Raw genomic sequence first — 23,467 nt, forward strand, 5'->3', positions numbered from 1 at the left:
GCACGAATCGCTTACCTGCGGTCGGATTGGTATCTACGGGCACAGCATGCCCCGCCGCCCACGAGGCAGGTCTCAGCCGACGTCGGCGATGCAGACGACCTTGTTCCGGCCACTGCGCTTGGCACTGTAGAGCGCCTTGTCGGCCGCCTGGAGCAGCCGGTCGAGCGCGGCGCCCGCGGCGGGGTAGGTGGCGACGCCGATCGAGGCCGACAGCCCGTCGATGACCTTGGCGCGGCTGCCGTCCGCGATTTCGACGCTGAGCCCGGCGACGGCCTCGCGGACGCGTTCGGCCACCGTGCGGACATCGGTCTCGCGGATGTCGGGCAGCAGCACCACGAACTCCTCCCCGCCGAACCGGCCGACCGAGTCGTAGTCCCGCACGGCGCCCTTGATGGTGCCCGCCACGGCGCGGAGCACGGCGTCCCCGCCGAGGTGCCCGAACTGGTCGTTGATCCGCTTGAAGTGGTCGAGGTCGACCATGAGCACCCCGAAGCTGGCCTGCGGCAGGCGTTGCGCGCGGTGCAGTTCGCGAGTGGCCAGGCTATGCCAGCCGGTGGTGTTGAACAGCCCGGTCTTCTCGTCGGTGGTGGCCGCGATCTCCAGCTGCTTGACGAGCACGGCCCGGTGCAGCACCAGCAGCGGCGGCACGATCATCAGCGCGAGCGCGGGCAGCGTCGCGAGGGTGAGCGCGGTCAGCACGCCGAGGCACAGCGTGGCGACTTCGAGCAGGTTGTCGCCGAGCCCGCCGAACAGCGTGCGGAACGAGCGCTTCTTGACCGTGAGACCGGGGACGGTGATCAACGCGCCGACGACGAAGTAGGTGGCCGTGACGATCGCGATCACGATGACGCCCGCCCAGCCCGCGTCGAGCGCGGCGTACATGCTCGGCACGCCGCTGCGGGCGAGAACGGCTGCTGCCGTGTGACAGGTGACGACGACTAGCGCGGCGTTGAAGACGACGCGGAACAGCGGCGCCCGGCGGATGCGGTAGAGGCTCCGCGTGCCGAGGTGCAGGTACAGGATCGCGACCAGCGCGGTGACCAGAGCGGGCGGTAGGAGCAGTACGCCGGCGAACGTCCACACCGACGTCATGTTGATGTGCGGGGTGTCCGAGACGAGACGGCGGACGCGTTCGATCTGACGGCCCAGCTCGGCCTGCAGGATCGCCAGCCCGGCGAGCCCGGCGAGGATCACGACGTCCCGCGCGCGGGTCGCCCTGCCCGCGGTGACGACCGTGGCGGCGACGGCGACGAGCTCGATCAGCAGGCAGTAGGCGATCAGCCCCGGGCGCTGGGCCCAGAGCTTCCACCGGCGAGGTGACAGAACGTCACCGATGCGGCCCGCGGCTCTGTGCGCCGCTTCCGCCCCATCCATACTCACGGTGGTGCACCCTCCTGGGTGATCTACGAACCGTGTCCACCCAATCACGACGGACGGCCTCGATCGATGGACGTTACTCGATTGGAGCAGTGAAGGGAGGCGGTCGGCATGCGCAATCGCGAGACCTGAGCCCGCCCCATTTCCCCGTATCCGCTGGGTACCCGCGCTGTCACCGGGAGCAGAGGAGGTGGCCGTGATGCGCAACCGCGAAACCTGAGCCGTCCCACGACCTGGAATCCCCGCGCCGCACGAAAGGAGCGCGCCATGCGCAACCGCGAGACCTGAGTTCCCGCGCCCCATCCGATTCCACCGTTGGCACAAGGGAGGGAAACCGCCGTGCGAAACCGTGAAACCTGAGCCGCCGCGGCACCCCGAGACCGCATCGCCGGTGCGCGAAAAGCGCTCAAGAACAGAAAGGACGCAGTCATGCGCAACCGCGAAACGTGAGCCATCCCGATCCCCCGGGTACCGCAGGGCGGGCCCGGCCCACCGAGTACACGGTGCGGCCGGGTCACGCCCGCGATCCCCTACGTCCGCTTCCGGCCGGTCGCCGGCCGATCCGTGACTCAGCGTGAGGTTGTCGCGGGCGGCGATCTCGGCGCGAATTGCACCTCCGACCAGTAGATCGCCGTCATACTGCGAATTACCGATTGGTCCCGGATGACAGCGAAATCGCTCGTGTACTCCCGGCCGTCGTCGTGGGTACCGGCGAGCCGGAGCACCAGCGTCGGCGTCGAGTGCGGCTCGTCAAGGAGATGTTCATCGAGGACGCGTGGCACTTCGTGCCCGGCGGACAAGTGACTCTGCGCCGCGCTTTCGAGTAGCGACCGGCACATCGGTTCGGCCGCGGCGACGATCCGACACAGGGTTCCGGTGTCCCCCGCCCGCGCCAGCCGGACGGTGGTGTCGAGCAATTGCCGCGCCTCGGCCGAGCTGGGCGGTACCTTCCGCAGGTCGCCGTGATCAGTGCCGGGACCTCCGCATGCCGCGCATACCGCGGCCGCGATGCCGATGCTCAGCAGCACACGTCTCGGACCGGTGTTGTCCTCCACTGTCCCCCCTCTTTTGGTCGTGTCCTGTGGTCAGCCGGGAAGGTCGCCGGTGGCCGCCGGGCGCTCGGGGTCGCGGGACCAGTGCGACCACGAGCCCGTGTAGAGCGCGGCGGGCTCGGGATGCCCCGCGACCTCCAGCGCCAGCACGACCGACGACGCCGTCACCCCCGAGCCGCAGTAGGCACCGACCGCGCCGCCGGGGCGGACGCCGAGCCCCGCGAAGCGTGCGGCCAGTTCGGCGGGCGGCAACCAACGGCCGTCGGTTCCCACGTGCCCGGCGAACGGGGCGTTCACGGCGCCGGGGATGTGCCCGGCGCGGGGGTCGATCGGTTCGGTCTCCCCGGCGTAGCGCTCGCGGGCGCGCGCGTCGAAGAGGACGCCGTCGCGGGCGAGCCGCGCGGCCTCGTCCGCGCCGAGTACCGGCATGCCGCCGGGCCGGACCTCGATGTCGCCTTCCGCGGGCCGCGGGGTTTCCGTGCTCACCGGGCGGCCTTCGGCCAGCCAGGCCGCGTATCCGCCGTCGAGCACCGCGACCTCGGTGTGGCCCGCCCAGCGCAGCAGCCACCAGGCCCGCGCGGCGACCGAACCATCGGCGTCGTCGTACACCACGACCGGGTGATTCGCCCGCACCCCGGCGGCGCGCAGGCCCCGCTGGAGATCGGCCGGATCGGGCAGCGGATGACGGCCGCCCTCCCCCGGTTCACCGGCGAGCGTGGTGTCGAGGTCGACGAAGACCGCGCCCGGCACGTGGCCCTCGCGGTAGGACTCGGCGCCGGGTGGCCCGGCCAGCCGCCAGCGCACGTCGAGGACAATGGGAGAGGCTCCGGCGGGCCCCTCGAGCAGGGTGGCGAGATCCATGGTGGAGATCAGGGGACGCATCGGCCCATCCTCCCGTCACGACCCCCGTCCCCGCAGCTCGGGCGGACTATCCGGCCCGCACGGGTTGTTATCCCCAGGCCTGCCGTTGTTGTCGGGCCCAACGACTACGATATGCAACTGCGGACGAAGGGGACCAGCGTGAACGAACTCATCGACACCACAGAGATGTACTTGCGTACGATCTACGAGCTCGAAGAAGAGGGTGTGGTCCCGCTGCGCGCCCGCATCGCCGAGCGGCTGCAGCAGAGCGGCCCGACCGTGAGCCAGACCGTCGCCCGGATGGAGCGTGACGGGCTGGTCGTCGTCGCCGACGACCGTCACCTGCAGCTCACCGACCACGGCCGCGAGCTCGCCATCGCCGTGATGCGCAAGCACCGGCTCGCCGAACGTCTCCTCGTCGACGTCATCGGTCTCGAATGGGAGCACGTGCACAACGAGGCCTGCCGCTGGGAGCACGTGATGAGCGAGGCGGTGGAGCGCAAGCTGGTCAAGCTGCTCGACCACCCGACAACCTCGCCCTACGGCAACCCCATCCCCGGGCTGGACAAGCTCGGCGGTGGTGAGCCCGCGCCCCCCGCCGAGGCCGATCTGGTGCGGCTGGACGAGTTCGCGCGCACCGGGGGCGGCGAGGTCGAGATCAAGCGCATCGCCGAGCACGTCCAGCTGGACGAGTCGCTGATGACCGAGCTCAAGTCCGTGGGGATCGTGCCCGGCCGCAAGGTCAAGGTCGGCAAGGCCAACGGCGGCGGCACCGTCGAGGTCACCGGCGGGGACACCACCGCGCAGGTGTCCAGCTCGGCGTTGCACGCGGTGCTGGCGCAGGCCAGGTGAGCCCGGCGGAGCAGGCCGCGGCGGCGTTCCACGCCGTCCACGGCAGGGCACCGGCCGGGGTGTGGTCGGCCCCGGGCAGGGTGAACCTGATCGGGGAACACACCGACTACAACGACGGTTTCGTCCTGCCCTTCGCACTGCCTCACCGGCTCGCCGCGGCGGCGGCGTCCCGCGAGGACGGAATCCTCACCGTGTCCACGCTCGGTGACGACGGTCAGCTCCAGCATTCCGGCCCGCTCGAGATCGCTTCGCTCGTCCCCGGGGCGGTCGGCGGGTGGGCCGCGTACCCCGCCGGTGTGGCGTGGGTGCTGCGTGACCAGGGCTTCGACCGCGGCGCCGACGTGGTGATCGCCGGTGACGTCCCGTCGGGGGCGGGGCTGTCCTCCTCCCACGCGCTCGAATGCGCGGTGTCGCTGGCTTTGCTGGGACTCACCGGGGTCGAACTCGACGCGCCCGCCGCGAACGCACCCGGCCGTTACGAGGTGGCCCGCTGGGTGCAGCGGGCCGAGAACGATTTCGTCGGCGCGCCGACCGGTCTGCTCGACCAGACCGCGTCGCTCTGCTGCACCGACTCGCACGTGCTCTTCCTCGACGTCCGCTCCGGCGAGATGGAACAGGTGCCGTTCGGGCTGGCGGAGGCAGGCGTGCGGGTACTGATCATGGACACCCGGACGAAGCACTCGCACGCGGACGGGGGCTACGGGGAGCGCCGCCGCGGCACCGAGCGGGCCGCGGAGCTGCTCGGGGTCAAGGCGCTGCGTGACGTCACCCTCGACGGGCTGGCCGACGCGCTCGCCGCCCTTCCGGCCGAGCTGGCCCCGCTGGTGCGGCACGTCGTGACCGAGAACCAGCGGGTGCTCGACGTCGTGGCGCTGCTGCGCGCGGGCAGGCTCGCCGAGATCGGGCCGTACCTGGACGCCTCGCACGTGAGCATGCGCGACGACTACCGGATCTCCACGCCCGAACTGGACCTCGCCGTCGATTCCGCCCGCGCCGCGGGTGCGCTCGGTGCCCGGATGACCGGCGGCGGTTTCGGGGGGTCGGCCATCGCACTGGTGCGCGAGCCGGATCTGGACCGGATCGGCGCCGCCGTCGAAGCCGCCTTCGCCGAGGCGGGCGGGCGCCGGCCACGGCTGTTCACCGCCGTTCCTTCCCGTGGCGCTGGCCGCGACACGCTCTAACGCGGCGCCGGGGCGGAGACAACCCCCAGCGGATCCGGGGCGTCGCCATGAGGAGAGACTGTGCCCCGCAGTCACCACCGAACTCCGCACCAGAAGGGCCACCAAGTGACCGAGGACCAGAGCAGCCTGAAACTGATCGTGACGGGCGGCGCCGGATACGTGGGCAGCGTGTGTGCCGCCCGGCTGATCGAGGCCGGTCACGAGGTCACCGTGGTCGACGATCTGTCCACCGGGCACAAGGACGCCGTGCCCCCGGCCGCCCGGTTCATCGAAGGCGATGCCGCCGAGGTGGCCGCCGAGATCCTCGGCGAGGGCTTCGACGGTGTCCTGCACTTCGCCGCGAAGTCGCTCGTCGGCGAATCGATGTCGGACCCCGCGAAGTACTGGGAAGGCAACGTCGTCACGTCGCTGCGCCTGCTGGAGGCGATGCACGCGCACGGCACGCCGCGGCTGGTGTTCTCCTCCACCGCCGCCGCCTACGGCGAGCCGGAGGCCTCCCCCATCCCGGAGACCGCGCCGACACGACCGACCAACACCTACGGCGCGACCAAGCTCGCCATCGACGCCGCGATCACCAGCTTCGCGCGTGCACACGGAATCGCCGCGGTGAGCCTGCGGTACTTCAACGTCGCCGGCGCGTACGGCGCCTACGGCGAGCGGCACACCACCGAAACCCATCTCATTCCCCTCGTTCTCCAGGTGGCCACGGGCGACCGGGCCCACATCCAGATCTACGGCGACGACTACCCGACGCCGGACGGGACCGCGATCCGCGACTACATCCACGTCGTCGACCTCGCCGACGCCCACTCGCTCGCGCTGAAGCACGCGACCGCGGGCGAGCACCGGATCTACAACCTCGGCAGCGGCACCGGTTTCTCCGTGCGCGAGGTGGTCGAGGCCTGCCGCGCGGTGACCGGGCACGCCATTCCGGCCGAGCTCGCGCCCCGGCGTGCCGGGGACCCCTCGGTGCTGGTGGCCGCCAGCGACCGCGCCCACGCGGAGCTCGGCTGGCAGCCGGAGCGCACCGATCTGGCCGGGATCGTCGCCGACGCCTGGGAGTTCACCCGCTCCCGCCACGTCGCTCACTCCTGACGGGGTCAATCCGGCGGCTCGCCGGAGAGGCCGAGGTCGGCCACGCCCTCGCACCGCGCGAGACCGGCGAGCGACTCCGGGGTGAAGCCGTGGTCGAGGGCTCCCGCGAGCAGCCGGGACAGCAGATGCCCCGGTACCGCCGCGAGCGCGTTCGCCAACGCCATTCCGGCGAACGTGCCGTCTGAACGCATGTAGGCGGCGTAGCCCAGCAGACAGGCCGCTTCGGCCCGATGCGGCGCGGGCAGCTCGCACACCAGCGTGCGCCACAGTGCCTCGGCCTCCCGGGCGATCGGTGTGTCCGCCGGGAGGGCGGTGGCGAGACAGGCGTCGCGGACGCGTTTGTCGGCGAGCGCGCAGGCCAGCCGGACGGCCTGGTCGTCGGTGGGCGGGCCCGCCCCGCGACGCTGCCGCTCCAGCGCCGCGCGGATCTCCGCGCCGCCCGCCGCCACCGCGTCCGCCGGATCCCACGGCGGTGTGGAGAGCGCGGCGAGTGCGGCGGCCCGCCGTGCGAGTGCCTCGGGGCACCGGGGCTCGAGCTGCCGTTCCATTTCGGCTCTGCTGGCGAAGGCGACCTGCCCGGACTCCGTGGTGACCGCGGCCATCACGGTGCCACGCGGATCCGGCAGGACCCCGCCGCAGACGGTGTCCTGGTAGCACGCCCATGGCGCGCCGGAGACGATTTCCGGGGCCCACAGCGCGTGCAGCATCCGCAGCCCATGCCCGGCCAGCGCGCGGTCGAGATGGTGGACGAACCCCGCGTGCGGCGGACGGCCGCCGCGCGGGGGTCTGCCGCCGATCACGGCCGCGGTGACCCCGGTGTGCGGACTGCTCGCGAACCGCTGTGCCAGCGCTTCCGCCTGGTGCGCCCGGTGTTTCCGGGCGGGCAGATCCGCGCGGAGCAGGAGCCCGACGACATTGCCAGGAGGCCGATGGCCGAGCAGTACCACGGAGTTCTCGGGCCGGAACCCGAACAGGTAAGGGAACGCGGCGAGCAGCTGCGCCGGATCCCGGAGGTCGACCGGATCGGTGCCGGCCGCGGTGGAAGTGGTCATGGGTCCACCTTGCGGCGGGACGGGACCGGCCGGGGCGATCGCGGCAAATCTGTGGATCACCGGGTCCGTTGTGGACAAGCCTGCCCGGCGGGGGCACGGGCAGGCTTGTCCTGTCGGTGGGGCGCGCTATCCTGCGCGGCCCACCGAGTCACGCGACCTCAGCCGCAGTGTTCGAACGGGCTCTCGTAGGCGCTGGTCCCGACCGAGCCGCCCCAGCGCACGCAGGTCGATCCGGCGGTCTTGGTGACCGGCCCGGCGTAGTAGGTGAAGCTGCCGGAGTCGGTCGTCCGCGCCGAGCCCTGGACCTCGAGGAACGCCGAAACCGGGCTCGCGGTGCCCAGCGACACGGCCTTCAGCGTGGTCACGCAGTTCGCCTTGGTCGAGGCGTTGTAGAGCAGGTACGACGTCCCGGCGGTGCCAAGCGGCTGCGAATCCACGACGGAGAACCCGGAGCCGCAGACCTGCTCGGCCGAGTACGGGTTGCCACCGCAGTTGTTCTTGGACGTGAAGTCCTTGTGCCCGTAGTAAGGCACGGCGACGCCGTTGAGCACGGCCTTCTGCGTCACGCCGTTGAGGTTTTCTTCGAAGTGCAGGTGCGGCCCGGTGACCCCGCCGGTCGCGCCCGCCTTGCCGATCTGGGTGCCGCCGTTGACCTTCTGGCCCACCGACACCTCCTGCGCGGACAGGTGCGCGTAGCGGGTACGCCAGCCGCCGCCGTGGTCGAGCTCGATCCAGCGGCCGTAGCTGGTGCTGCCCTCGTTGGCGACCCGGGTCACCGTGCCCGCGGCCGAGGCGAGCACCGGCATCCCGGTGATGCCCGCCTTCTGGAAGTCCACCGAGTTGGCAGGATTGTGGCCGCTGAACGTCGCGGCGGTGACCGTGACACCGCATTTGAAGGGGACCTGGAAGTTCGGCGCGGCCGACGCCGGCGCCTGGCCGGCGAGCGTCAGGCCGAGCGCGGGCAGGACCGCGGCCGCGGCGAACACAGCGAGCCGTCGCAACCTGGACATGGATACCTCCTGGGGCGGGAAAGCCGGACACCGCACAGCCAAGACCGGAGAAGTACATTTTCCGTACAACCAGCCGAAGGGACGAGCATGACGACACCGCAGCCGGGACGCCACCCGTGGGTGCCGCCGATGCCGCATTGGGTGCGCTGGGGGCTCGTCGCCGTCTCGATGGCCACGGCGATGCCGCGGGCGGGCACGCTCGGCTGGGTCCTGATCGTGGTCACCCTTGCCCTGTCCCTCCCGGCGCTGTGGTACCCGCTGACCGGCGGCCCGCGCGGGCTGCTCCCGGTGGTGCTGCCCGCGATCGTGGCGACCTCGGCAGCCGTGTGGGTGCTGGCGCCGTCCAGCTGGGCCTCGGCGTCGATGTACACGATGACGTTCATGGCGGTGTTCCGGCTGCCACCGGCCTCCGCGATCGCGAGTGTCGTGCTCAACCTGGCGGGGATCACGTGGTGGGTGTTCGCGCGGCAGCTCGACATCGGCGACGTCCTGTCGATCTACGCGATCCTGGCCGTGGTCGTGCTGCTCGCCCTCAACCGCCGCAACCGGATGGAGAAGCTGGAACAGGCGGAACTCGCGCTGGCGCGCGCGCAGACCGCGAACGAGGAACACGCCAGGGCCGCCGCGCTCGCCGAGCGCGCCCGCATCGCCCGCGAACTGCACGACGTGCTCGCGCACTCCCTCGCCGGTCTCGCGCTGAACCTGCAGGGCGCCCGGCTCATGCTGATGCGTGACGGCGCGAGCCCGGACGCCGTCGGCCAGATCGAACGCGCCCAGAAGCTGGCCACCGACGGGCTCGCCGAGGCCCGCAAGGCCGTCGCCGCGCTCCGGGAGGACGCGGTTCCGGTGGAGCGCGCGGTCTCCGACCTGCTGGCCGCGTACCGCATGGACACCGGTGCCCGCGCCGACCTCGCCGTCGAGGGCGACCCGCGCGAACTGGACGCCGCGATCGGCGCGACGCTGGTGCGCGCGGTCCAGGAGGCACTGGCGAACACCCGCAAGCACGCGCCGAAGGCCGACGTCGACGTGACCTTGAACTTCGCCGCCGGGCAGGTCGAACTGACCGTGGCCGACCGCCAGGGCAGGCGCCCGCCGGAGGCACCGGCGGCAGGCTACGGTTTGCGGGGAATGGGAGAACGGGTCGCGTTGCTGGACGGGCGGCTCGACAGCGGGCCGGTGGAGGACGGATGGCGGATACACCTGACGGTGCCGGGGTGAACCGGGGGGTGGGGTCCTCGGAGAGGGGGGCGGGAAAAGCACTGCGGGTGGTGCTCGCCGACGACCAGGCGGTGGTCCGGGAGGGCCTGGTGACACTGCTCGGCCTGCTGCCCGGTGTCGAGGTGGTCGGTTCGGCCGCCGACGGGCTCGCCGCGCTCGAACTCGTCGCCGAGCACAGGCCGGACGTGCTGCTGGTCGACCTCCGCATGCCGCGCTGCGACGGCGTGGAAGCCACCGAACGGGTCCGCGCCGAGCACCCGGAAACCGAGGTCGTCGTGCTCACCACCTACGCCGACGACGAATCCCTGCTGGCCGCGCTGAAGGCGGGTGCGCGGGGGTTCCTCACCAAGGACGCCGACGCCGAGGCCATCGCCCGCGCGCTGCACGCTGCCGCGGACGGTCAGTCCACTGTGGACGCCGAGCTGCAGCGCCGGCTGGTGGCGGCCGCGACGCGGAGCGCGCCCGCGCGTGTCAAGGAGGTCGAGGGCCTCACCGCGCGCGAGATCGAGGTGCTGCGGCTGATCGCGGCGGGACTGTCCAACACCGAAATCGCGCGGACGCTGGTGGTCAGCGAAGCCACCGTGAAGACCCACGTGAACCACCTGTTCACGAAGGCGGGCCTGCGCGACCGGGCCCAGGCCGTCGCCTTCGCCTACCGCGCGGGCATCGCCGACTGACGCGCTGAGGTGACCACCCACCTGCGTGCCACGCGCCGAACGGCACCCGGCAGGATCGCCCCCATGCACACCGCCATCTCTCGCGACGGCACGAAGATCGCCTACGACCGCACCGGGGACGGACCGGCGCTGATCCTGGTCTCCGGCGCGTTCGGCTACCGGACCTTCCCCGGGCTGGTGGAGCTGGCCGGGCTGCTCGCCGGGCGGTTCACGGTCTACAACTACGACCGGCGCGGCCGCGGCGACAGCGGCGACACCGCGCCGTACTCCCCCGAACGCGAGATCGAAGACCTCCAAGCGGTCGTCGACGCCGCGGGCGGAGAGGCCTACGTCTGGGGCCTGTCGTCCGGCGCGGTGCTCGCGTTGAAGGCCGCCACGCACGGCGTCCCGATCAAGAAGCTCGCGCTGTACGAACCGCCGTTCGTCACCGACGCCTCGGCGAAGCACCCGCCCGCCGACTTCCTCGATCACCTGCGGGCGCTGATCCGCGACGACGAGCGCGCCGAGGCGGTCAGGTACTTCATGACCACGGGTATGGGCGCGCCGTGGTTCGTCATCCTGATCATGCGGGCGATGCGCGGCGTGTGGCAGCGGCTGGTCGGCCTCGCCCACACCCTGCCGTACGACGCCGAACTCCTCGACGGCCACACCGCGGGCGAGCCGTTGCGCGCCGGGGAATGGGCCGGTCTGACAGCGCCGGCGCTCGTGCTCGACGGCGCCAAGAGCCCGGCTTCCCTGCGCAAGGCGGCCAAGGACCTCGCCGCCGTCCTGCCCGGCGCGAAGCACCGGACCCTGGAAGGCCGGAAACACACCGTGTCGATGGCCGTCCTGGCTCCGGTGCTGAGCGACTACTTCACCGGGTAACGCGGGTAGCGGATCAGAAAGCCGAGCGCAGCGCGGCTTTCCCGCCGGTCACCGGAAGCGTCACCGAGGTACGGGTGAGGTCGAGCGCCAGGCCCGCGCCCGGCTTCGGCCGCAGGGTGAAGTCGTGGTCGCTCGAGGCCAGCAGGAACTCCAGCCGGTGGCCCGCCGCGAGGATGTAGTCCTTCGGCATCAGCTCGACGCCGATCCGGTAGGTCTGCCCCGGCGTGATCGGTTCGGTCCGCGCGATGTCGTGCCGGTTCTGCGGATCGGTCCAGCCGCGGCTGATCACGTGCGAGGAGCCGTCGGGCGCGCGATCGAGCAACACCACGGTGACGTTCGCGGCGGGCCGGTCGAACGACAGCGCCAGGTCCGCCTTCGCGGTTCCCGAAAGCCGCAACGGCTGCTTCGCCGCCGACGTCGCGTACAGCAGGCGGTTCCCGGACGAGGGCAGCCCGGCGAGCTGCTCGATCGTCTTGTTCGCATCGTCGGCCAGCCGCTCGACGTTTCCGTTGCCGGGCACGGGATTCCGCAGGTCCAGCGTGCCCTTCGCGCCCCCGCCCGGCCACGGGTACGCCTTCACGTCGGAGGTTCCCGGTGCGGGCCAGTCCGCCTCGTCGACCCAGGACTTGTCCTCTCGCTGGATCGTCGCCTTCGGCTCGTTCTGGATCCCGTTGTCGACGCCGTAGAGGTAGTGCGACATCCACTTGTTCAACGTCGTGAGCCAGACGTCGCGGCGCAGGCTGTACGGATCGGCGTGCCCGGACTGGTGCAGCCAGATCTTGTGCTCGACCCCGTGCTGCCGCAGCGCCGCGTACCACTGCGCGACCTGGTCGGTCTTGACGTTCCAGTCGTTGAGCCCGTGCACCGCGAGCACCGAGGCCCGCACCTTGCCGACGTCGTTGCGGTAGTTGCGGACGTCCCAGAACCGGCTGTAGTCGCCGGTCACGCGGTCCTGGCCGGCGGTGAGCCCGTCGATCACCGGACGGCAGATCGCCCGGTCGGCGCGGGTGTAGACGTATCCGGCGAGCACGTCGGCGTCCTCGCCCTGGTAACCGCCCGCGGCGACGACCGCGCCCGCGTTGCGGTAGTACTCGTACCAGTTGGAGATCGCGGCGATGGGCACGATCGTCTCGAGGCCTTCGACGCCGGTACTGGCCACGGCGTTGGGCAGGGTTCCGTTGTAGGACACGCCCATCATGCCGGTCTTGCCGGTGCTCCACGCCGCATCGACCGGCGTCCCGCCCGCGTCGCGGGCCGGAGTGCGGCCGTTGAGCCAATCGATCACCGAGCGAGCGCCGATCGTCTCGTTGACGTCGCCGGTCGTCGGGCAGCCGGTCGACTGCCCGCTGCCCAGCGATTCCCCGTACACGACGGCGAATCCGCGCGCGGTGAAGTAGTCCTGATAGCGCCAGGTGATCGGGGCCGCGTACGGGCCGACGCCGTGCGAAGCGACCCGCGCGCCTTCGGGGCCGCGGTCGCGGCCGGGGACCGACAGCTCGACGTCGACGTTGTGGTTGGGGACGTCGTTGCCGCCCGCGTAGTACGGGCTCGCCTGGTAGACGACCGGGACCTTCATGCCCTGCGCCGTCGCCCTCGGACGCACGACCTGCGCGTGCACGAGGTCGTCCTTGCCGTCGTGGTCGCTGTCCACCGGCGCGGTGACCCAGACGTCCTCGCGGATGACGTCGGCCGGATCGAACACCGGTTGTGCCTGGCCGTCGCGGAAAACCGGCGCGGGCGGAGCGTCGGCCGAGGCCGCGGAAGGCACCAGGGGCAGGGCGAGCACGGCGGCGAACAGGACGGCGAACCGAGCGGATCTCACGAGGCCCCCAAGCCGGGACGAAGCGGACGACGACCGTTCCGAGATTTCCGTTCCGGCCGATCCGGTGTCAAGAGACTAACGTCGGGGCCATGCCGACTGTCTCCGCACCGATCGTCGCCGTCACCGTCTATCCCCAGCAGGCCCGGATCACCCGCCGCGGCCGCGTGGACGTGGCCGGCGGGCCGCGTGTCGCCTTCGCCGGGCTCCCGCTGGCACTGGCCGCCGACTCGGTGCGGGTCACCGGCTCCGGCCCCGCCCGGATCGTCGGCGTCGACGTACGTACCGAACGCCACACCGAACCCGCCGACGCCGCCCTCCGGGAACTGGTCGAACAGCGGCGGGCCGGGCAGGACGCGGTCGACGGCGTCACCGACGAGGAGGCCGCCGCGGCGGCGAAGATCGAGCTGCTCACCAGCCTGGCGCGGCGCAGCGGCGGCAGTTTCGCGAAGGCACTGGCGACCGGCGACGCCGAACCCGGCCGCGTCGCCGAGGTCACCGGCGCGCTCGGCACGCAGCTTTCGGCGGCGCTCAAGGAAAAGCGCGCCCTCACCGCGCGGCTCGACCGGCTCCGCGACGAACTCGACGCGCTCGACCGGCGGATCGGGGAGCACAGCGCACAGTCCGAAAAGGACAGTACAAGTGTCGTGGTCGAGCTGGAACCGACCGCCGACAGCGGCGAAGCCGAACTCGAACTGTCCTATGTGGTCACCGGCGCGAGCTGGGAACCGGGCTACGACGTCCGGGTCGCCGGGGCCGGTGTCGCGGTGACATCGTTCGGCCTGGTGTCGCAGTACACCGGGGAGGACTGGCCGGAATGCGCGCTCGCGCTCTCCACCGCCCGGCCCGCGACCGCCGTGACGGTGCCCGAACTGCAGCCGTGGTACCTCGACCGGGCGCAGGAGTTCCACCCGATCGCCGCGTACGGCGGCGCGGCTCCGGCGGCTCCAGGCGGCGCGGAAATGGCCATGGCATCAAGGCGGATGCCCCATCCCGTCGCCGAAGTGGAGCAGGGCGCGACGGCGATGACCTACCGCGTCGCACGGCCGGTCGCGGTCCCCTCCGGCGCGCAGGGACACCGGACGACCTTGGCGCAGCTGGAGTTCCCCGCCGAACTGGGGTACGTCACCGCGCCAGTACTCGCACAGGAGGCCCATCTGCGCGCCACGGTCGTCAACACCTCGGAACACACCCTGCGCGCGGGCAAGGCGTCCGTGTTCCACGAGGCCGAGTTCGTCGGCAGCACCCACCTCGAAACGTGGGCGCCGGGCGAGGAACTCGAACTCGCCCTCGGCGTGGACGACCGGATCCGGATCGAACGCGAACTCGTCCGCCGCACCGCGAGCAAGGCCACGCTGTCCGGACAGCGACGCCGGGAAGCCGAATACCGCACGACGATCACGAACCACGGCCCCGCCGAAGCAGCGCTCACCGTGCTCGACCAGGCGCCGGTTTCGCGGGACGACGCCATCACCGTGCGGGACGTGCGCGCCAAGCCCGAACCCGCCGAGACCACCCAGCTCGGCGAGTTCACCTGGCGCTTGAAGATCGCCCCCGGCGCGACGACCACGCTCACCCTCGGCTACCGGGTCGACGTCGCGAAGGGCGTCGACCTCAGTGGCTGGCGGGAGTAGCGGTCAGCCCTGCGAGATGTAGGCGTGTAGCTGCTCCTGCGACTTCTCCAGCTCCTCCATCCGGTTCTTCACCACGTCGCCGATGCTGACGATCCCGGCGAGCCTGCCTTCGGACAGCACCGGGACGTGCCGGATCCGGTGTTCGGTCATCAGCACGCTGAGGCTCTCGACCGAGTCGTCCGGGCCGCAGCTCGCGACCAGTCTGGTCATGATGTCGGCGACCGGGCCGTCGAGCAGCGCCGGGCCGCTGTCGTGCAACCGCCGCACGACGTCGCGTTCGGACACGATGCCCGCGATCCCGCCGTCGGGCCCGATCACCACCATCGCGCCGACGTTGTGCTCAGCCAGGCCGGCCAGCAGCGCGGTCACGGTGGTCTCCGGCGTGACCGTCGCGACCGTGGTTCCCTTCCTCCGCAGCAGATCCGCGATCCTCATGACGATCCCTCTCCTCCGGTGAGGTGGATCACACCAGGTTAGGGCCGGACGGCTCCCTACGAAAGTCCTGCGAATTGGGGAGAACCGTGCTATTGGGACGGCTCGCCGAGACGTTCCGCCAGTGCCTTCAGCCCTGCCCGAATCCCCTCCGCGTAGGTGTCGTCACCCAGTGCGTCCACTTTCTCCTCGGCCAGCGCGAGCTGCCGCCGCGCCTCGGCGAAATCGCCCAGCTTGCGATAGTCCTCCCCCAGGTTCAGGTGCAGTGACGGATAGAAACCGCGCACCGCCAGCGTCGCGTGGTAGGCCTGCGCGCGTTCGTCGGTGAGGGAATCCGCCGCGGCGAGCGCGCGCAGATCCCAGGCGAGTTCCTCGGCGGGATCGTCACAGACGTCGGCCGTGTAGTGGGCCAGCGCGCAGCGGTGCAACGGATCGCCGTCCTCGCCTATCCGCTCCCACAGTGCGGTGAAGCGGGCGCGGGCTCCCACACGGTCGCCGCCGATGTGCTGCTGCAGACCCGCGTTGATCTCGATCATCACGTCGTCGTCCATCGCTTCGCACCGTATCGGCCACCACCGACAATTCCGGTGACTAGCGTCGTCCCCATGCACACGCGTGAACTCGACCGCCGTTCCCTGGCGCTCCTCGACAAGCTGGTCGCCACCATGACACCCGCCGATCTCGACCTGCCCACCCCGTGCGCGGGCTGGACGCTGGCGGACCTGCTCCGGCACCAGGTCGGCGAGAACAACGGCTTCGCGATCGCGGCCCGGCACGGCTCCGCGCCCAGCTGGGAAGGCGACGGCTGGGACCTCGCGAAGGCACTCGGCGTCCCGTACGAGCCGCTGCCCGAAGCGGTGCACGAGGCGCTGGAGTTCGCCGACCGGAGACGCGTCCGCGTTCGACCGGCTCCTCGGGATCCTCGGCCGCTCGCCGGGGTGGGAACGTCCTAACTGACCTCGGCGGCGGACGCGGACCAGGTGTTGCACGCCGCCGTCGTCCGGCCTTCGAACCCGGCCTTCGCCCACGCCAGCTGGTGCTTGCGGGTCCCGTGCGTGTCACTGTCCTGTGCGCGGCCGTAGTCGGCCACCCCGGCGTTCGCCAGCGACGCGGTGATCGAGCCCTTGCCCGAGGCCGCGGCGACGAACAACGCCCCGAAGCAGTTGGCCTGCAGTTCGATCCGCCGCACCTGCTCCTTGTCGGCGGCCGTGTCCTGGTTCGGCGAGGACATCCTGGCCGCGGCCGCCGCCAGGATGCCGCTCTGCCGCTGGACGTGGTGGCCGTACTCGTGGGCGATCGTGGCGATGTGCCGGGCGCGGTTGAGGTTCGCGTCGGCGAGCATCCATTCGGTGGGCGCGTAGATGGTGGTGTCGCCCCCGCAGTAGTAGGCGACGGCCTCGTTCTTCGACGGCGCGTCCCCGCACGCGCTGTGCGTCGGGAGGTTCAGCGACAGCGTCACCGCCACCATCGGCTCGCCCGCCTTGTCCAGCGCGGGGCGCCAGGACTGTTCGAGGCAGTCCAGCAACGCGCGGTAGAACGCCTCCAGCTGGGCGGGGGCGCGGCCGAGATCGGGCAGGGAACAGGACGCGGGACCGAGCGTGACCCCGGTGGCGAGCAACGCGTTGTCCGCGAGGCGCGGCACCGCCCTCGGGGCGGCCTGACCGCTCGTGCCCGGGTCGGCGGCGACCTGCCGTGCCCCGTCGGGTGCCGCGACGGCGTGACCCGCGATCCGGTGCGGGCCCGCCACGGCGATGGCCGCCACGGTGAGCACGATCAGCGCGACGGCGACGACCGCACCGGAGAAGGCCCGGCGACGACCGCCGCGCGCCGGGAGCTTCCCCGTCGCGGGTGCCCACTCCGGGTACGCCCCGGCCTGCCGGATCAGCGGCGGCTCGGCCATGGCGGGCAGGCCGGACGGTCTGTCGGCATCAGTCACGTTCTCCCCTGGATCCCCTCGGCGGCGGCGCGGGTGATCCGCGCGCACGCTCCCCCTCCGGCCACACAGCGTCACACGGAGCGGAATCCAGCATACGGATATCCACGGGTGACCGGATCACGAAATTAATACACCCACCCGGTGGCGGTCAGGACAGGATCCTACGGAGAGACTGTGAGGATGAGTGTGGAAGATCAGTACCTCTGGCTTGAGGACGTGACCAGCGACGAAGCGCTGGACTGGGTGCGTGCCCGCAACGCCGAAACGCTCGCCGAGCTCACCAGCGGCACGCGCTTCGCGGAGATACGGGACGGAATCCGTGAGGTGCTGGACGCCGACGACCGCATCCCGTACATCCGCCGCCGCGGTGCCTGCTTCTACAACTTCTGGCAGGACGCGGCGCATCCGCGCGGGCTGTGGCGGCGCACCACGCTGGCGGAGTACCGGCAGGGCGAACCGGACTGGGAAATCCTGCTCGACGTCGACGCGCTGGCCGAGGCCGAAGGCGAGAACTGGGTCTGGCAGGGCGCGGTCGTGCTCCGTCCGGACTACCGGCTGGGGCTGGTCGAGCTGTCGCGTGGCGGCGCCGACGCGACCGTCGTCCGCGAGTTCGATCTAGACGCGCACGCGTTCGTCGAAAACGGCTTCACCGTCGCGGAGGCCAAGACCCGGATCGGCTGGATCGACGCCGACCGCGTCTACATCGGCACCGATTTCGGGCCGGGCTCGCTGACCACCTCGGGTTATCCGAGGCTGGCGAAGGAATGGCGGCGGGGCACCCCGCTGGAGGAGGCCGAAACGGTCTTCGAGGGCAAGCCGGACGACGTCTCGGTGTCGGCCTATCACGACCCGACCGTGGGCTACGAACGCGACTTCGTCTACCGCTCGCTGGACTTCTACCGCTCCGAACGGCATCTGCGGACCCCCGGCGGGCTCGTCAAGGTGGACGTCCCCGAGGACGCCCGCACCTCGGTGCACCGCGAATGGCTGCTGGTGCAACCGCGGTCGGCGTGGACGGTCGGCGACGACCGCTACCCGGCGGGCTCGCTGCTCGCCATCGGGTTCGACGACTTCATGGCGGGCGGGCGCGCGTTCACCGTGCTGTTCCGGCCCGATCCGCACACCTCGCTCGACTACTGGGCCTGGACGCGCAACCACCTGTTGCTCGGCGTCCTGAAGGACGTCCGGACCGAGCTGCGTGTGCTCACCCCCGGCGCCGGCGGCTGGGCGGAGGAGCCCCTGGCGGGCGCGCCGGACCTCGGCAGCGCCGAGATCACCGACACCGAACCGGACCTCAACGACGAGTACCTGCTGGACTCCAGCGGCTACACGCAACCGTCGACGCTGAGCTACGGCCAGGTCGGCGGCGAGGTCGAGGTGCTCCGGCAGGCGCCGGCGTTCTTCGACTCGACGGGGATGACGGTGGCGCAGCACTTCGCGACGTCGCTGGACGGAACGCAGATCCCGTACTTCGTCGTGCAGCCCTCCGGTGCCGAAGGCGGGCCGACGCTGCTCACCGGGTATGGCGGCTTCGAGGTTTCGCTGACCCCGGGCTACAGCGGCGTGATCGGCCGGGGCTGGCTCGCACGCGGCGGCACATACGTCGTCGCGAACATCCGCGGCGGCGGCGAATACGGGCCGGACTGGCACACGAGCGCGATCAAGGCCGAGCGGCACAAGGTGTACGAGGACTTCGCGGCGGTCGCGGTGGATCTCGCCGAACGCGGCATCACCACCCCGGAACGGCTGGGCATCCAGGGCGGCAGCAACGGCGGCCTGCTCATGGGCGTCATGCTGACCCGCTATCCCGAGCTGTTCGGCGCCATCGTGAGCCAGGTGCCGCTGCTGGACATGCGGCGTTACCACCGGCTGCTGGCGGGCGCGTCGTGGATGGCCGAGTACGGCGACCCCGACGACCCGGCGGAGTGGGAGTTCATCGGGGAGTACTCGCCGTACCAGAACGTCCACAGTGGACGGAAATACCCGCCGTCGCTGTTCGTGACGTCCACCAGGGACGACCGGGTGCACCCCGCGCACGCGCGCAAGATGGTCGCGCGACTGCGGGAGCTGGGCCACGACGTCAGCTACCACGAGAACATCGAGGGCGGCCACGGTGCGGCCGCCGACAACGAGCAGCTGGCCTTCAAATGGGCGCTGATGCTGGAATTCCTGTGGGAGCGGCTCGCGGGCTGATCACCAGGAGTGCCACTCCGCGCCGTGGCGGTGCCGGACGGGCGCCGGGTCGTTCCCGGTGTCCGTCCAGATCCGGCCGCGGTCGTTGGCCTCGCGGCGCAGCACGGTGAGTTCCCGGCGCAGCCGCTGCCGCGCGCCGCGCTCGGCGAGCCGGGCCAGCCGGGAGATCTCGCGGTCGTGCGGGAGCGAACGAGGGAAGGCGTGGACCTCCACGCGACGACGGATCAGCCGCGGGCGGACGCGGCGACGCTCGCTACGGGCCCGGCTCCGCGCGGCGTGGTCGTAACGCAGATCCGTGAGCGTGACGGAGTTCCACCCGTGCCGGGACGGACTCCGGTGCGCGGGCGGGACGTGGTGTGCGGTGCGAGACATGACAGCTCCCATGTAGCACCGCGAGGGATTTCCCCGCGGAGCTACCCGAAGCCCGCCGCTCCCGTCCGGTCGCCCGAGGTGATCTCCACGCCGCGCAGTATCCGACGTCCGCCGCGTGCTGTCACCCGGATTTCCGGGCGCCGAAGACGCGCAGAACAGAGCGGCGGAGTTCCGTTAGCGCCGCGTCGGCTGTCATCCGCCCGGCACCGACCTGCTCCCCCGCGGCGTGGCCGAGCGCGACAGTGGCAGTGAGAAGCCACTCCGGCGCCGGGTCCGCGTCGAACTCCCCGCTCCGCTGACCTCGCCGCACCAACGCGAGAAGCCGCGCGAGCACCGGCTCGTGCCGCGCGCGGTCGGTCTCGGCGTCCACGGCGGGCAATCCTTGGAGCAGGGGGTAACGCTCGAACGTCCGCCATCCGGCGTCGAGGAAACGGAGCAGCGCCTCGGTGGCCCGGCCTTCGTCGAGCCGGGCCGCGTCGAGCACGGCCACCGTCTCCGCGGTGATCCTGTCGACCACGGCGTGCAGCAACGCGTCCCGGGACGGGAAGTGCGCGTAGACCGTCTGCCTGCTGACGCCGGACGCGGCCGCGACGTCTTCGACGCTGGCTTCCGGACGCTGGGTGAGCACCGTCAGCGCCGCGTCGAGAACCGCGGCGGCGCTGCGTTCGGCGTCGGCTCGCCTGCGACGACGAGCGGGACGCGGTGTTATCTCCGACATCCTTGTCAAGGATAGTGCCTCGCGCTAACTTTGACACCGCTGTCAAAGTTAGAGGAGTGAACCCATGGGGACCGACCATCCGACCCCGGCGCGGGACTTCGCCGGGTACCTTGAGTCCTATGTGGACCAGATGGCCTTCGGCGACGAGGACCCGGCCGTGATCGTCGACCGCTACCACACCGCCGACATCGCCTGGGTCAGCGACGGGATCCGGCTCGACCGCGAAAAACTCGTCGCGCACGCCCGCCCGGTGCGCAAGAACGTGACCACCTGCCGCGTGGACGTCGCCGAGACACTGGTCACCGGCGACCGGATCGCCGCGCGCTACACCCTTAGTGCCGCGACCCGCAAGGGGCGCGAGACCGTTACGGAGGTCTACCTGTTCGGGCGGCTCGCGCCCGACGGCAGGCTGCGCCACATCGACCAGATCACCCGGACTCCCTGACCGCCCACCACCCGGATCGGACACGCGGTGCCACCACCGCCGCGTGGTGAAGACAGGAAACGCATGAAGAAGCTCTACTACTCCGTCGTCGTCTACACCGCACTCGGCCTGATCGCCGGGCTCTACTACCGCGAACTGACCAAGGCCAACGACTTCACCGGTGACACACAGCTTTCGGTGGTGCACACCCACCTGCTCGCGCTCGGCACGCTGTTCTTCCTGATCGTCGTCGGTCTCGAGAAGCTGTTCACACTGAGCGCCCACCGGAAACTGTTCGCCTGGTTCTTCTGGCTCTACAACGTCGGGACACTGTGGACGGTCGCGTTCCTCGTCGTGCACGGGACGCTGACCGTGCTGGGCAAGAACTCCGGCGCCGCGATCGCCGGGATGGCGGGGCTCGGGCACATCCTGCTGTCCGCCGGGCTGGTGGTGTTCCTGATCCTGCTGCACCGCGGCATCTTCCCGCGCGCCAAGGCGGAAAAGGCCTGACCAGCGGAGCGGCTCGTTCCCGGGCCGTAAAGGCCTCCTTACCGGCGCTCAACGCCGGTAAGGAGGCCTTCACGGCACTTCAGCGCACGGTCATCCAGGCCGCGAGCCGGGTGATCATCTCCTTGAACCACGCGGAAACCCGCCCGGTGAGCACCACGTTCACCGGGCTGTCGTCGGCGCGGGTGAACTGGGTGACGCCGTCGCGGCGGCCGAGGCTGATGTTCTGCCACTCGTAGCGGATCCGCGCCGGTTTCGGGTGCCGCCCGGTCAGCTCACGCGCGATGGCCCCCGCCGCGTACTGCCCCATCGGCAACCCGGTCTGGCAGGACATCCGGGTTTCCCGCCCACCCGCGGCCAGCCCTGCCGCGGCGTCGCCGACACCGTAGACCTCCGGATGCGACACCGAACGCAGCCGTTCGTCGACGCGCATCCGGCCACGTCCGTCCACGGCGAGCCCGGCCTCGGCAGCCAACGCGGGAACGCGGAACCCGGCCGCCCACACCACGGCGTCGGCGGGCACACTCCCGCCGTCCTCCAGCAGCATGTCCTTCGGGCCGACCTTGGCGACGCGAACTCCTTCGCGCAGCCCGATTTCCATCCGCTCGAAGGCCCTGTGCAGGTGGCGCTGGGCCCGGCCGGACAACCAGCCGCCCATCTGCGCGCCGCACATCAGCTCGACACGCAGATCCGGCCGGATTTCGGCGATCTCCGTAGCGGCCTCGATGCCGGTGAGCCCGCCGCCGACCACGACGACGGCGCTCTTCGCGGGCAGGGCGTCCAGCCGGGCGCGCAGCTGCTCCGCTCCGGCCGGGCCGGCGACCGTCAATGCGTGCTCGCGCACGCCCGGTACCGCGTCGACGTCCGCGCCGCTGCCCAACGCATACACGAGGGTGTCGTACAGGACAGCGTGCGGCTCAGCGTCGAGCAGCACTGTCCTGCCGTCCAGGTCGATGCCGGTCACGGTCGCGGTGACGAGGTCGATCCCGGTCCCGGCCAGCACATCCGGCAACCGCCGTTCGCGCAGTTCCTGTCCTGTGGCGAGCTGGTGCGTCCGCACCCGTTCGAAGAACCGTCCCTCCCGGTCGACCAGCGTCACCCGGACATCGCGGTCGCGCAGCAGCTTCGCGGCCCGCTTGGCGGCGCGGAGCCCGGCGTATCCGGCACCGAGGATCACGAGGCGGTGAGTCATGGATTCGTCCCCTTTCGTGTCGCAAAGGGAGAACCGGCGAGCGGGACGATCCGTGACAGGTCCGGGCGTGAGCGTCCTCACCCCAGCTGGGCGGTGACGAACGCGAGCTTGTCGGGATTGAGGACCATGCGCACGGCGGTGACGCGATCGCCGTCGACCTCGGGCACGAGGACGGCCATGAGGGCGTCCCCGACGTGGAACAGTACGGCGGCGTGCCCGTTGACCTCGGTGATCTCGGTGCGGACCAGCGCGACCTCCGGCCGTCCGCTCATGCCGAGCAGGTACCGCAGCACCCGGTCCTTGCCGGTGATCGGGCGCCGCGCCGCGGTCACCGTGCCACCGCCGTCGGCCCACGACACGACCTCCTCGGCGAGCAGCTTCTCGAGCCCGGCGACGTCGCCCTCCAGCGTCGCGGCGAGGAAACGCTCCACGATGCGGCGTTGCTGGTCGCTCTCGGCCGCGAACCGGGTCCGCGCGTCCGCGACGTGCTTGCGCGCGCGGAGGTGAAGCTGCCGCGAGTGCGCCTCGTCGATTTCCAGGATCTCCGCGATTTCCCGGTGCTGATGCCCGAAGGCTTCCCGCAGGACGAACACCGCGCGCTCCGGCGGCGTCAGCCGTTCCAAGAGGATCAAGACCCCCAGTGAAACCGAGTCCCGCTGCTCGACTGTCTCAAGTGGACCGAGCGCGCCATCGCCGGTGAGCACCGGTTCGGGCAGCCAGGGGCCGATGTAGCTCTCGCGTTTGACCTGCGCGGAGGAGAGCCGGTTGAGGCAGAGGTTGGTGACCACCTTCGCCAGCCAGGCCGACGGCGTCTCGATGCGCTCCCGGTCCGCGCCGTGCCACCGCAGGAACGCGTCCTGCACGATGTCCTCGGCTTCCGCGGCCGAACCGAGCATCCGGTAGGCGAGTCCGAACAACCGGCGGCGCTGCTGCTCGAACAGCGTCACCTCAGGGCCCGGTACCGTCACCTCCCCGATGCTAGCGCGTCCGAGCCGATCGGA

At 71.2% G+C, this 23,467-nt stretch carries 24 protein-coding genes; 11 read left to right on the top strand and 13 right to left on the bottom strand.

Features of this window, described 5'->3' with window-relative positions; genetic code table 11:
- Positions 1-72: 72 nt before the first annotated feature.
- From ACFW0G_RS17920 to ACFW0G_RS17930, 3 genes are all read right to left on the bottom strand, one after another.
- Positions 73-1,374 carry a diguanylate cyclase gene (locus tag ACFW0G_RS17920; RefSeq protein WP_378326517.1) on the bottom strand — a complete coding sequence of 434 codons (1,302 nt, stop codon included), beginning with the start codon at positions 1,372-1,374 and terminating at the stop codon, positions 73-75.
- Between the two features lie 572 nt (positions 1,375-1,946).
- The gene (locus ACFW0G_RS17925; RefSeq protein WP_378326419.1) at positions 1,947-2,432 is read right to left on the bottom strand and encodes a hypothetical protein; all 486 of its coding nucleotides are present in this window, start codon (positions 2,430-2,432) and stop codon (positions 1,947-1,949) included.
- 30 nt (positions 2,433-2,462) lie between these two features.
- On the bottom strand, positions 2,463-3,311 hold the full coding sequence (locus ACFW0G_RS17930; RefSeq protein WP_378326420.1) for a sulfurtransferase: 849 nt from the start codon (positions 3,309-3,311) through the stop codon (positions 2,463-2,465).
- Positions 3,312-3,449: 138 nt separating this feature from the next.
- Between ACFW0G_RS17930 and ACFW0G_RS17935 the strand changes: the two genes are divergently transcribed.
- The 3 genes from ACFW0G_RS17935 (at position 3,450) to galE (ending at position 6,418) form a co-directional block, all read left to right on the top strand.
- Positions 3,450-4,142 (top strand): metal-dependent transcriptional regulator, encoded by a 693-nt coding sequence (locus tag ACFW0G_RS17935; RefSeq protein WP_378326421.1) that lies wholly within the window; start codon positions 3,450-3,452, stop codon positions 4,140-4,142.
- Positions 4,139-5,323, top strand: a complete 1,185-nt coding sequence (gene galK, locus ACFW0G_RS17940) for a galactokinase (protein ID WP_378326422.1) — start codon at positions 4,139-4,141, stop codon at positions 5,321-5,323. Before ACFW0G_RS17935 ends, galK begins: the two co-directional genes overlap by 4 nt.
- Positions 5,324-5,428: 105 nt before the next feature.
- Positions 5,429-6,418 carry a UDP-glucose 4-epimerase GalE gene (galE, locus tag ACFW0G_RS17945; protein WP_378326423.1) on the top strand — a complete coding sequence of 330 codons (990 nt, stop codon included), beginning with the start codon at positions 5,429-5,431 and terminating at the stop codon, positions 6,416-6,418.
- A gap of 5 nt (positions 6,419-6,423) precedes the next feature.
- Here galE and ACFW0G_RS17950 read toward each other — a convergent pair whose 3' ends face one another.
- On the bottom strand, positions 6,424-7,470 hold the full coding sequence (locus ACFW0G_RS17950; protein ID WP_378326424.1) for a DUF4192 domain-containing protein: 1,047 nt from the start codon (positions 7,468-7,470) through the stop codon (positions 6,424-6,426).
- Between the two features lie 158 nt (positions 7,471-7,628).
- Positions 7,629-8,480: a M23 family metallopeptidase gene (locus ACFW0G_RS17955; protein WP_378326425.1), complete on the bottom strand. Its 852-nt coding sequence runs from the start codon at positions 8,478-8,480 to the stop codon at positions 7,629-7,631.
- Between the two features lie 87 nt (positions 8,481-8,567).
- Between ACFW0G_RS17955 and ACFW0G_RS17960 the strand changes: the two genes are divergently transcribed.
- The 3 genes from ACFW0G_RS17960 to ACFW0G_RS17970 all read left to right on the top strand — a co-directional run bounded on the left by ACFW0G_RS17960 (position 8,568) and on the right by ACFW0G_RS17970 (position 11,239).
- Positions 8,568-9,698: a sensor histidine kinase gene (locus tag ACFW0G_RS17960; RefSeq protein WP_378326426.1), complete on the top strand. Its 1,131-nt coding sequence runs from the start codon at positions 8,568-8,570 to the stop codon at positions 9,696-9,698.
- Positions 9,668-10,375, top strand: coding sequence for a response regulator (locus ACFW0G_RS17965; protein WP_378326427.1), 708 nt, complete (start codon positions 9,668-9,670; stop codon positions 10,373-10,375). Before ACFW0G_RS17960 ends, ACFW0G_RS17965 begins: the two co-directional genes overlap by 31 nt.
- 63 nt (positions 10,376-10,438) lie before the next feature.
- Positions 10,439-11,239 carry an alpha/beta fold hydrolase gene (locus ACFW0G_RS17970; RefSeq protein ID WP_378326428.1) on the top strand — a complete coding sequence of 267 codons (801 nt, stop codon included), beginning with the start codon at positions 10,439-10,441 and terminating at the stop codon, positions 11,237-11,239.
- Positions 11,240-11,252: 13 nt separating this feature from the next.
- Here ACFW0G_RS17970 and ACFW0G_RS17975 read toward each other — a convergent pair whose 3' ends face one another.
- Entirely contained in the window at positions 11,253-13,061 is a 1,809-nt protein-coding gene (locus tag ACFW0G_RS17975) for a Xaa-Pro dipeptidyl-peptidase (RefSeq protein WP_378326429.1), read from the bottom strand.
- A gap of 89 nt (positions 13,062-13,150) precedes the next feature.
- Here ACFW0G_RS17975 and ACFW0G_RS17980 point away from each other — a divergent pair, with 89 nt between their 5' ends.
- On the top strand, positions 13,151-14,692 hold the full coding sequence (locus ACFW0G_RS17980) for a DUF4139 domain-containing protein (RefSeq protein WP_378326430.1): 1,542 nt from the start codon (positions 13,151-13,153) through the stop codon (positions 14,690-14,692).
- Between the two features lie 3 nt (positions 14,693-14,695).
- Here ACFW0G_RS17980 and ACFW0G_RS17985 read toward each other — a convergent pair whose 3' ends face one another.
- Both ACFW0G_RS17985 and ACFW0G_RS17990 read right to left on the bottom strand, forming a co-directional pair.
- Positions 14,696-15,127, bottom strand: a complete 432-nt coding sequence (locus ACFW0G_RS17985; RefSeq protein ID WP_378326431.1) for a CBS domain-containing protein — start codon at positions 15,125-15,127, stop codon at positions 14,696-14,698.
- Between the two features lie 89 nt (positions 15,128-15,216).
- Positions 15,217-15,675 carry a hypothetical protein gene (locus tag ACFW0G_RS17990; RefSeq protein WP_378326432.1) on the bottom strand — a complete coding sequence of 153 codons (459 nt, stop codon included), beginning with the start codon at positions 15,673-15,675 and terminating at the stop codon, positions 15,217-15,219.
- Positions 15,676-15,729: 54 nt separating this feature from the next.
- On the opposite strand from ACFW0G_RS17990, the gene ACFW0G_RS17995 reads away from it, so the two are divergent.
- Positions 15,730-16,077, top strand: a complete 348-nt coding sequence (locus ACFW0G_RS17995; protein WP_378326433.1) for a maleylpyruvate isomerase N-terminal domain-containing protein — start codon at positions 15,730-15,732, stop codon at positions 16,075-16,077.
- On the opposite strand, the gene ACFW0G_RS18000 is transcribed toward ACFW0G_RS17995, so the two are convergent.
- Positions 16,074-17,060 carry a neutral zinc metallopeptidase gene (locus tag ACFW0G_RS18000; RefSeq protein WP_378326434.1) on the bottom strand — a complete coding sequence of 329 codons (987 nt, stop codon included), beginning with the start codon at positions 17,058-17,060 and terminating at the stop codon, positions 16,074-16,076. The genes ACFW0G_RS17995 and ACFW0G_RS18000 overlap by 4 nt on opposite strands.
- Positions 17,061-17,240: 180 nt before the next feature.
- Between ACFW0G_RS18000 and ACFW0G_RS18005 the strand changes: the two genes are divergently transcribed.
- The gene (locus tag ACFW0G_RS18005; protein WP_378326435.1) at positions 17,241-19,253 is read left to right on the top strand and encodes a prolyl oligopeptidase family protein; all 2,013 of its coding nucleotides are present in this window, start codon (positions 17,241-17,243) and stop codon (positions 19,251-19,253) included.
- Here the strand turns inward: ACFW0G_RS18005 and ACFW0G_RS18010 are convergent, their stop codons facing one another.
- Positions 19,254-19,625 carry a hypothetical protein gene (locus tag ACFW0G_RS18010; RefSeq protein WP_378326436.1) on the bottom strand — a complete coding sequence of 124 codons (372 nt, stop codon included), beginning with the start codon at positions 19,623-19,625 and terminating at the stop codon, positions 19,254-19,256. It lies immediately after the preceding gene.
- A 121-nt stretch (positions 19,626-19,746) separates the two neighbouring features.
- Complete coding sequence (locus ACFW0G_RS18015; protein ID WP_378326437.1) at positions 19,747-20,343, bottom strand: TetR/AcrR family transcriptional regulator; 597 nt, start codon at positions 20,341-20,343, stop codon at positions 19,747-19,749.
- Between the two features lie 64 nt (positions 20,344-20,407).
- Here ACFW0G_RS18015 and ACFW0G_RS18020 point away from each other — a divergent pair, with 64 nt between their 5' ends.
- Both ACFW0G_RS18020 and ACFW0G_RS18025 read left to right on the top strand, forming a co-directional pair.
- On the top strand, positions 20,408-20,788 hold the full coding sequence (locus ACFW0G_RS18020) for a nuclear transport factor 2 family protein (RefSeq protein ID WP_378326438.1): 381 nt from the start codon (positions 20,408-20,410) through the stop codon (positions 20,786-20,788).
- A gap of 63 nt (positions 20,789-20,851) precedes the next feature.
- Complete coding sequence (locus ACFW0G_RS18025; protein ID WP_378326439.1) at positions 20,852-21,277, top strand: DUF2871 domain-containing protein; 426 nt, start codon at positions 20,852-20,854, stop codon at positions 21,275-21,277.
- Between the two features lie 79 nt (positions 21,278-21,356).
- Here ACFW0G_RS18025 and ACFW0G_RS18030 read toward each other — a convergent pair whose 3' ends face one another.
- Complete coding sequence (locus ACFW0G_RS18030; RefSeq protein WP_378326440.1) at positions 21,357-22,466, bottom strand: NAD(P)/FAD-dependent oxidoreductase; 1,110 nt, start codon at positions 22,464-22,466, stop codon at positions 21,357-21,359.
- Positions 22,467-22,543: 77 nt separating this feature from the next.
- On the bottom strand, positions 22,544-23,434 hold the full coding sequence (locus ACFW0G_RS18035; RefSeq protein ID WP_378326441.1) for an RNA polymerase sigma-70 factor: 891 nt from the start codon (positions 23,432-23,434) through the stop codon (positions 22,544-22,546).
- Positions 23,435-23,467: the final 33 nt, after the last annotated feature.

Source organism: Amycolatopsis sp. NPDC058986 (assembly GCF_042741125.1).
Taxonomy (GTDB): Bacteria; Actinomycetota; Actinomycetes; order Mycobacteriales; family Pseudonocardiaceae; genus Amycolatopsis.

What these genes read in the sequence shown, in the direction of transcription:
- ACFW0G_RS17920 (WP_378326517.1), bottom strand. Translation starts at nt 1,374, where the DNA reads ATGGATGGGGCGGAAGCGGCGCACAGAGCCGCGGGCCGCATCGGTGAC.
- ACFW0G_RS17930 (WP_378326420.1), bottom strand. Translation starts at nt 3,311, where the DNA reads ATGCGTCCCCTGATCTCCACCATGGATCTCGCCACCCTGCTCGAGGGG.
- ACFW0G_RS17950 (WP_378326424.1), bottom strand. Translation starts at nt 7,470, where the DNA reads ATGACCACTTCCACCGCGGCCGGCACCGATCCGGTCGACCTCCGGGAT.
- ACFW0G_RS17955 (WP_378326425.1), bottom strand. Translation starts at nt 8,480, where the DNA reads ATGTCCAGGTTGCGACGGCTCGCTGTGTTCGCCGCGGCCGCGGTCCTG.
- ACFW0G_RS17960 (WP_378326426.1), top strand. Translation starts at nt 8,568, where the DNA reads ATGACGACACCGCAGCCGGGACGCCACCCGTGGGTGCCGCCGATGCCG.
- ACFW0G_RS17965 (WP_378326427.1), top strand. Translation starts at nt 9,668, where the DNA reads ATGGCGGATACACCTGACGGTGCCGGGGTGAACCGGGGGGTGGGGTCC.
- ACFW0G_RS17970 (WP_378326428.1), top strand. Translation starts at nt 10,439, where the DNA reads ATGCACACCGCCATCTCTCGCGACGGCACGAAGATCGCCTACGACCGC.
- ACFW0G_RS17980 (WP_378326430.1), top strand. Translation starts at nt 13,151, where the DNA reads ATGCCGACTGTCTCCGCACCGATCGTCGCCGTCACCGTCTATCCCCAG.
- ACFW0G_RS17985 (WP_378326431.1), bottom strand. Translation starts at nt 15,127, where the DNA reads ATGAGGATCGCGGATCTGCTGCGGAGGAAGGGAACCACGGTCGCGACG.
- ACFW0G_RS17990 (WP_378326432.1), bottom strand. Translation starts at nt 15,675, where the DNA reads ATGGACGACGACGTGATGATCGAGATCAACGCGGGTCTGCAGCAGCAC.
- ACFW0G_RS17995 (WP_378326433.1), top strand. Translation starts at nt 15,730, where the DNA reads ATGCACACGCGTGAACTCGACCGCCGTTCCCTGGCGCTCCTCGACAAG.
- ACFW0G_RS18005 (WP_378326435.1), top strand. Translation starts at nt 17,241, where the DNA reads ATGAGTGTGGAAGATCAGTACCTCTGGCTTGAGGACGTGACCAGCGAC.
- ACFW0G_RS18010 (WP_378326436.1), bottom strand. Translation starts at nt 19,625, where the DNA reads ATGTCTCGCACCGCACACCACGTCCCGCCCGCGCACCGGAGTCCGTCC.
- ACFW0G_RS18015 (WP_378326437.1), bottom strand. Translation starts at nt 20,343, where the DNA reads ATGTCGGAGATAACACCGCGTCCCGCTCGTCGTCGCAGGCGAGCCGAC.
- ACFW0G_RS18020 (WP_378326438.1), top strand. Translation starts at nt 20,408, where the DNA reads ATGGGGACCGACCATCCGACCCCGGCGCGGGACTTCGCCGGGTACCTT.
- ACFW0G_RS18025 (WP_378326439.1), top strand. Translation starts at nt 20,852, where the DNA reads ATGAAGAAGCTCTACTACTCCGTCGTCGTCTACACCGCACTCGGCCTG.
- ACFW0G_RS18030 (WP_378326440.1), bottom strand. Translation starts at nt 22,466, where the DNA reads ATGACTCACCGCCTCGTGATCCTCGGTGCCGGATACGCCGGGCTCCGC.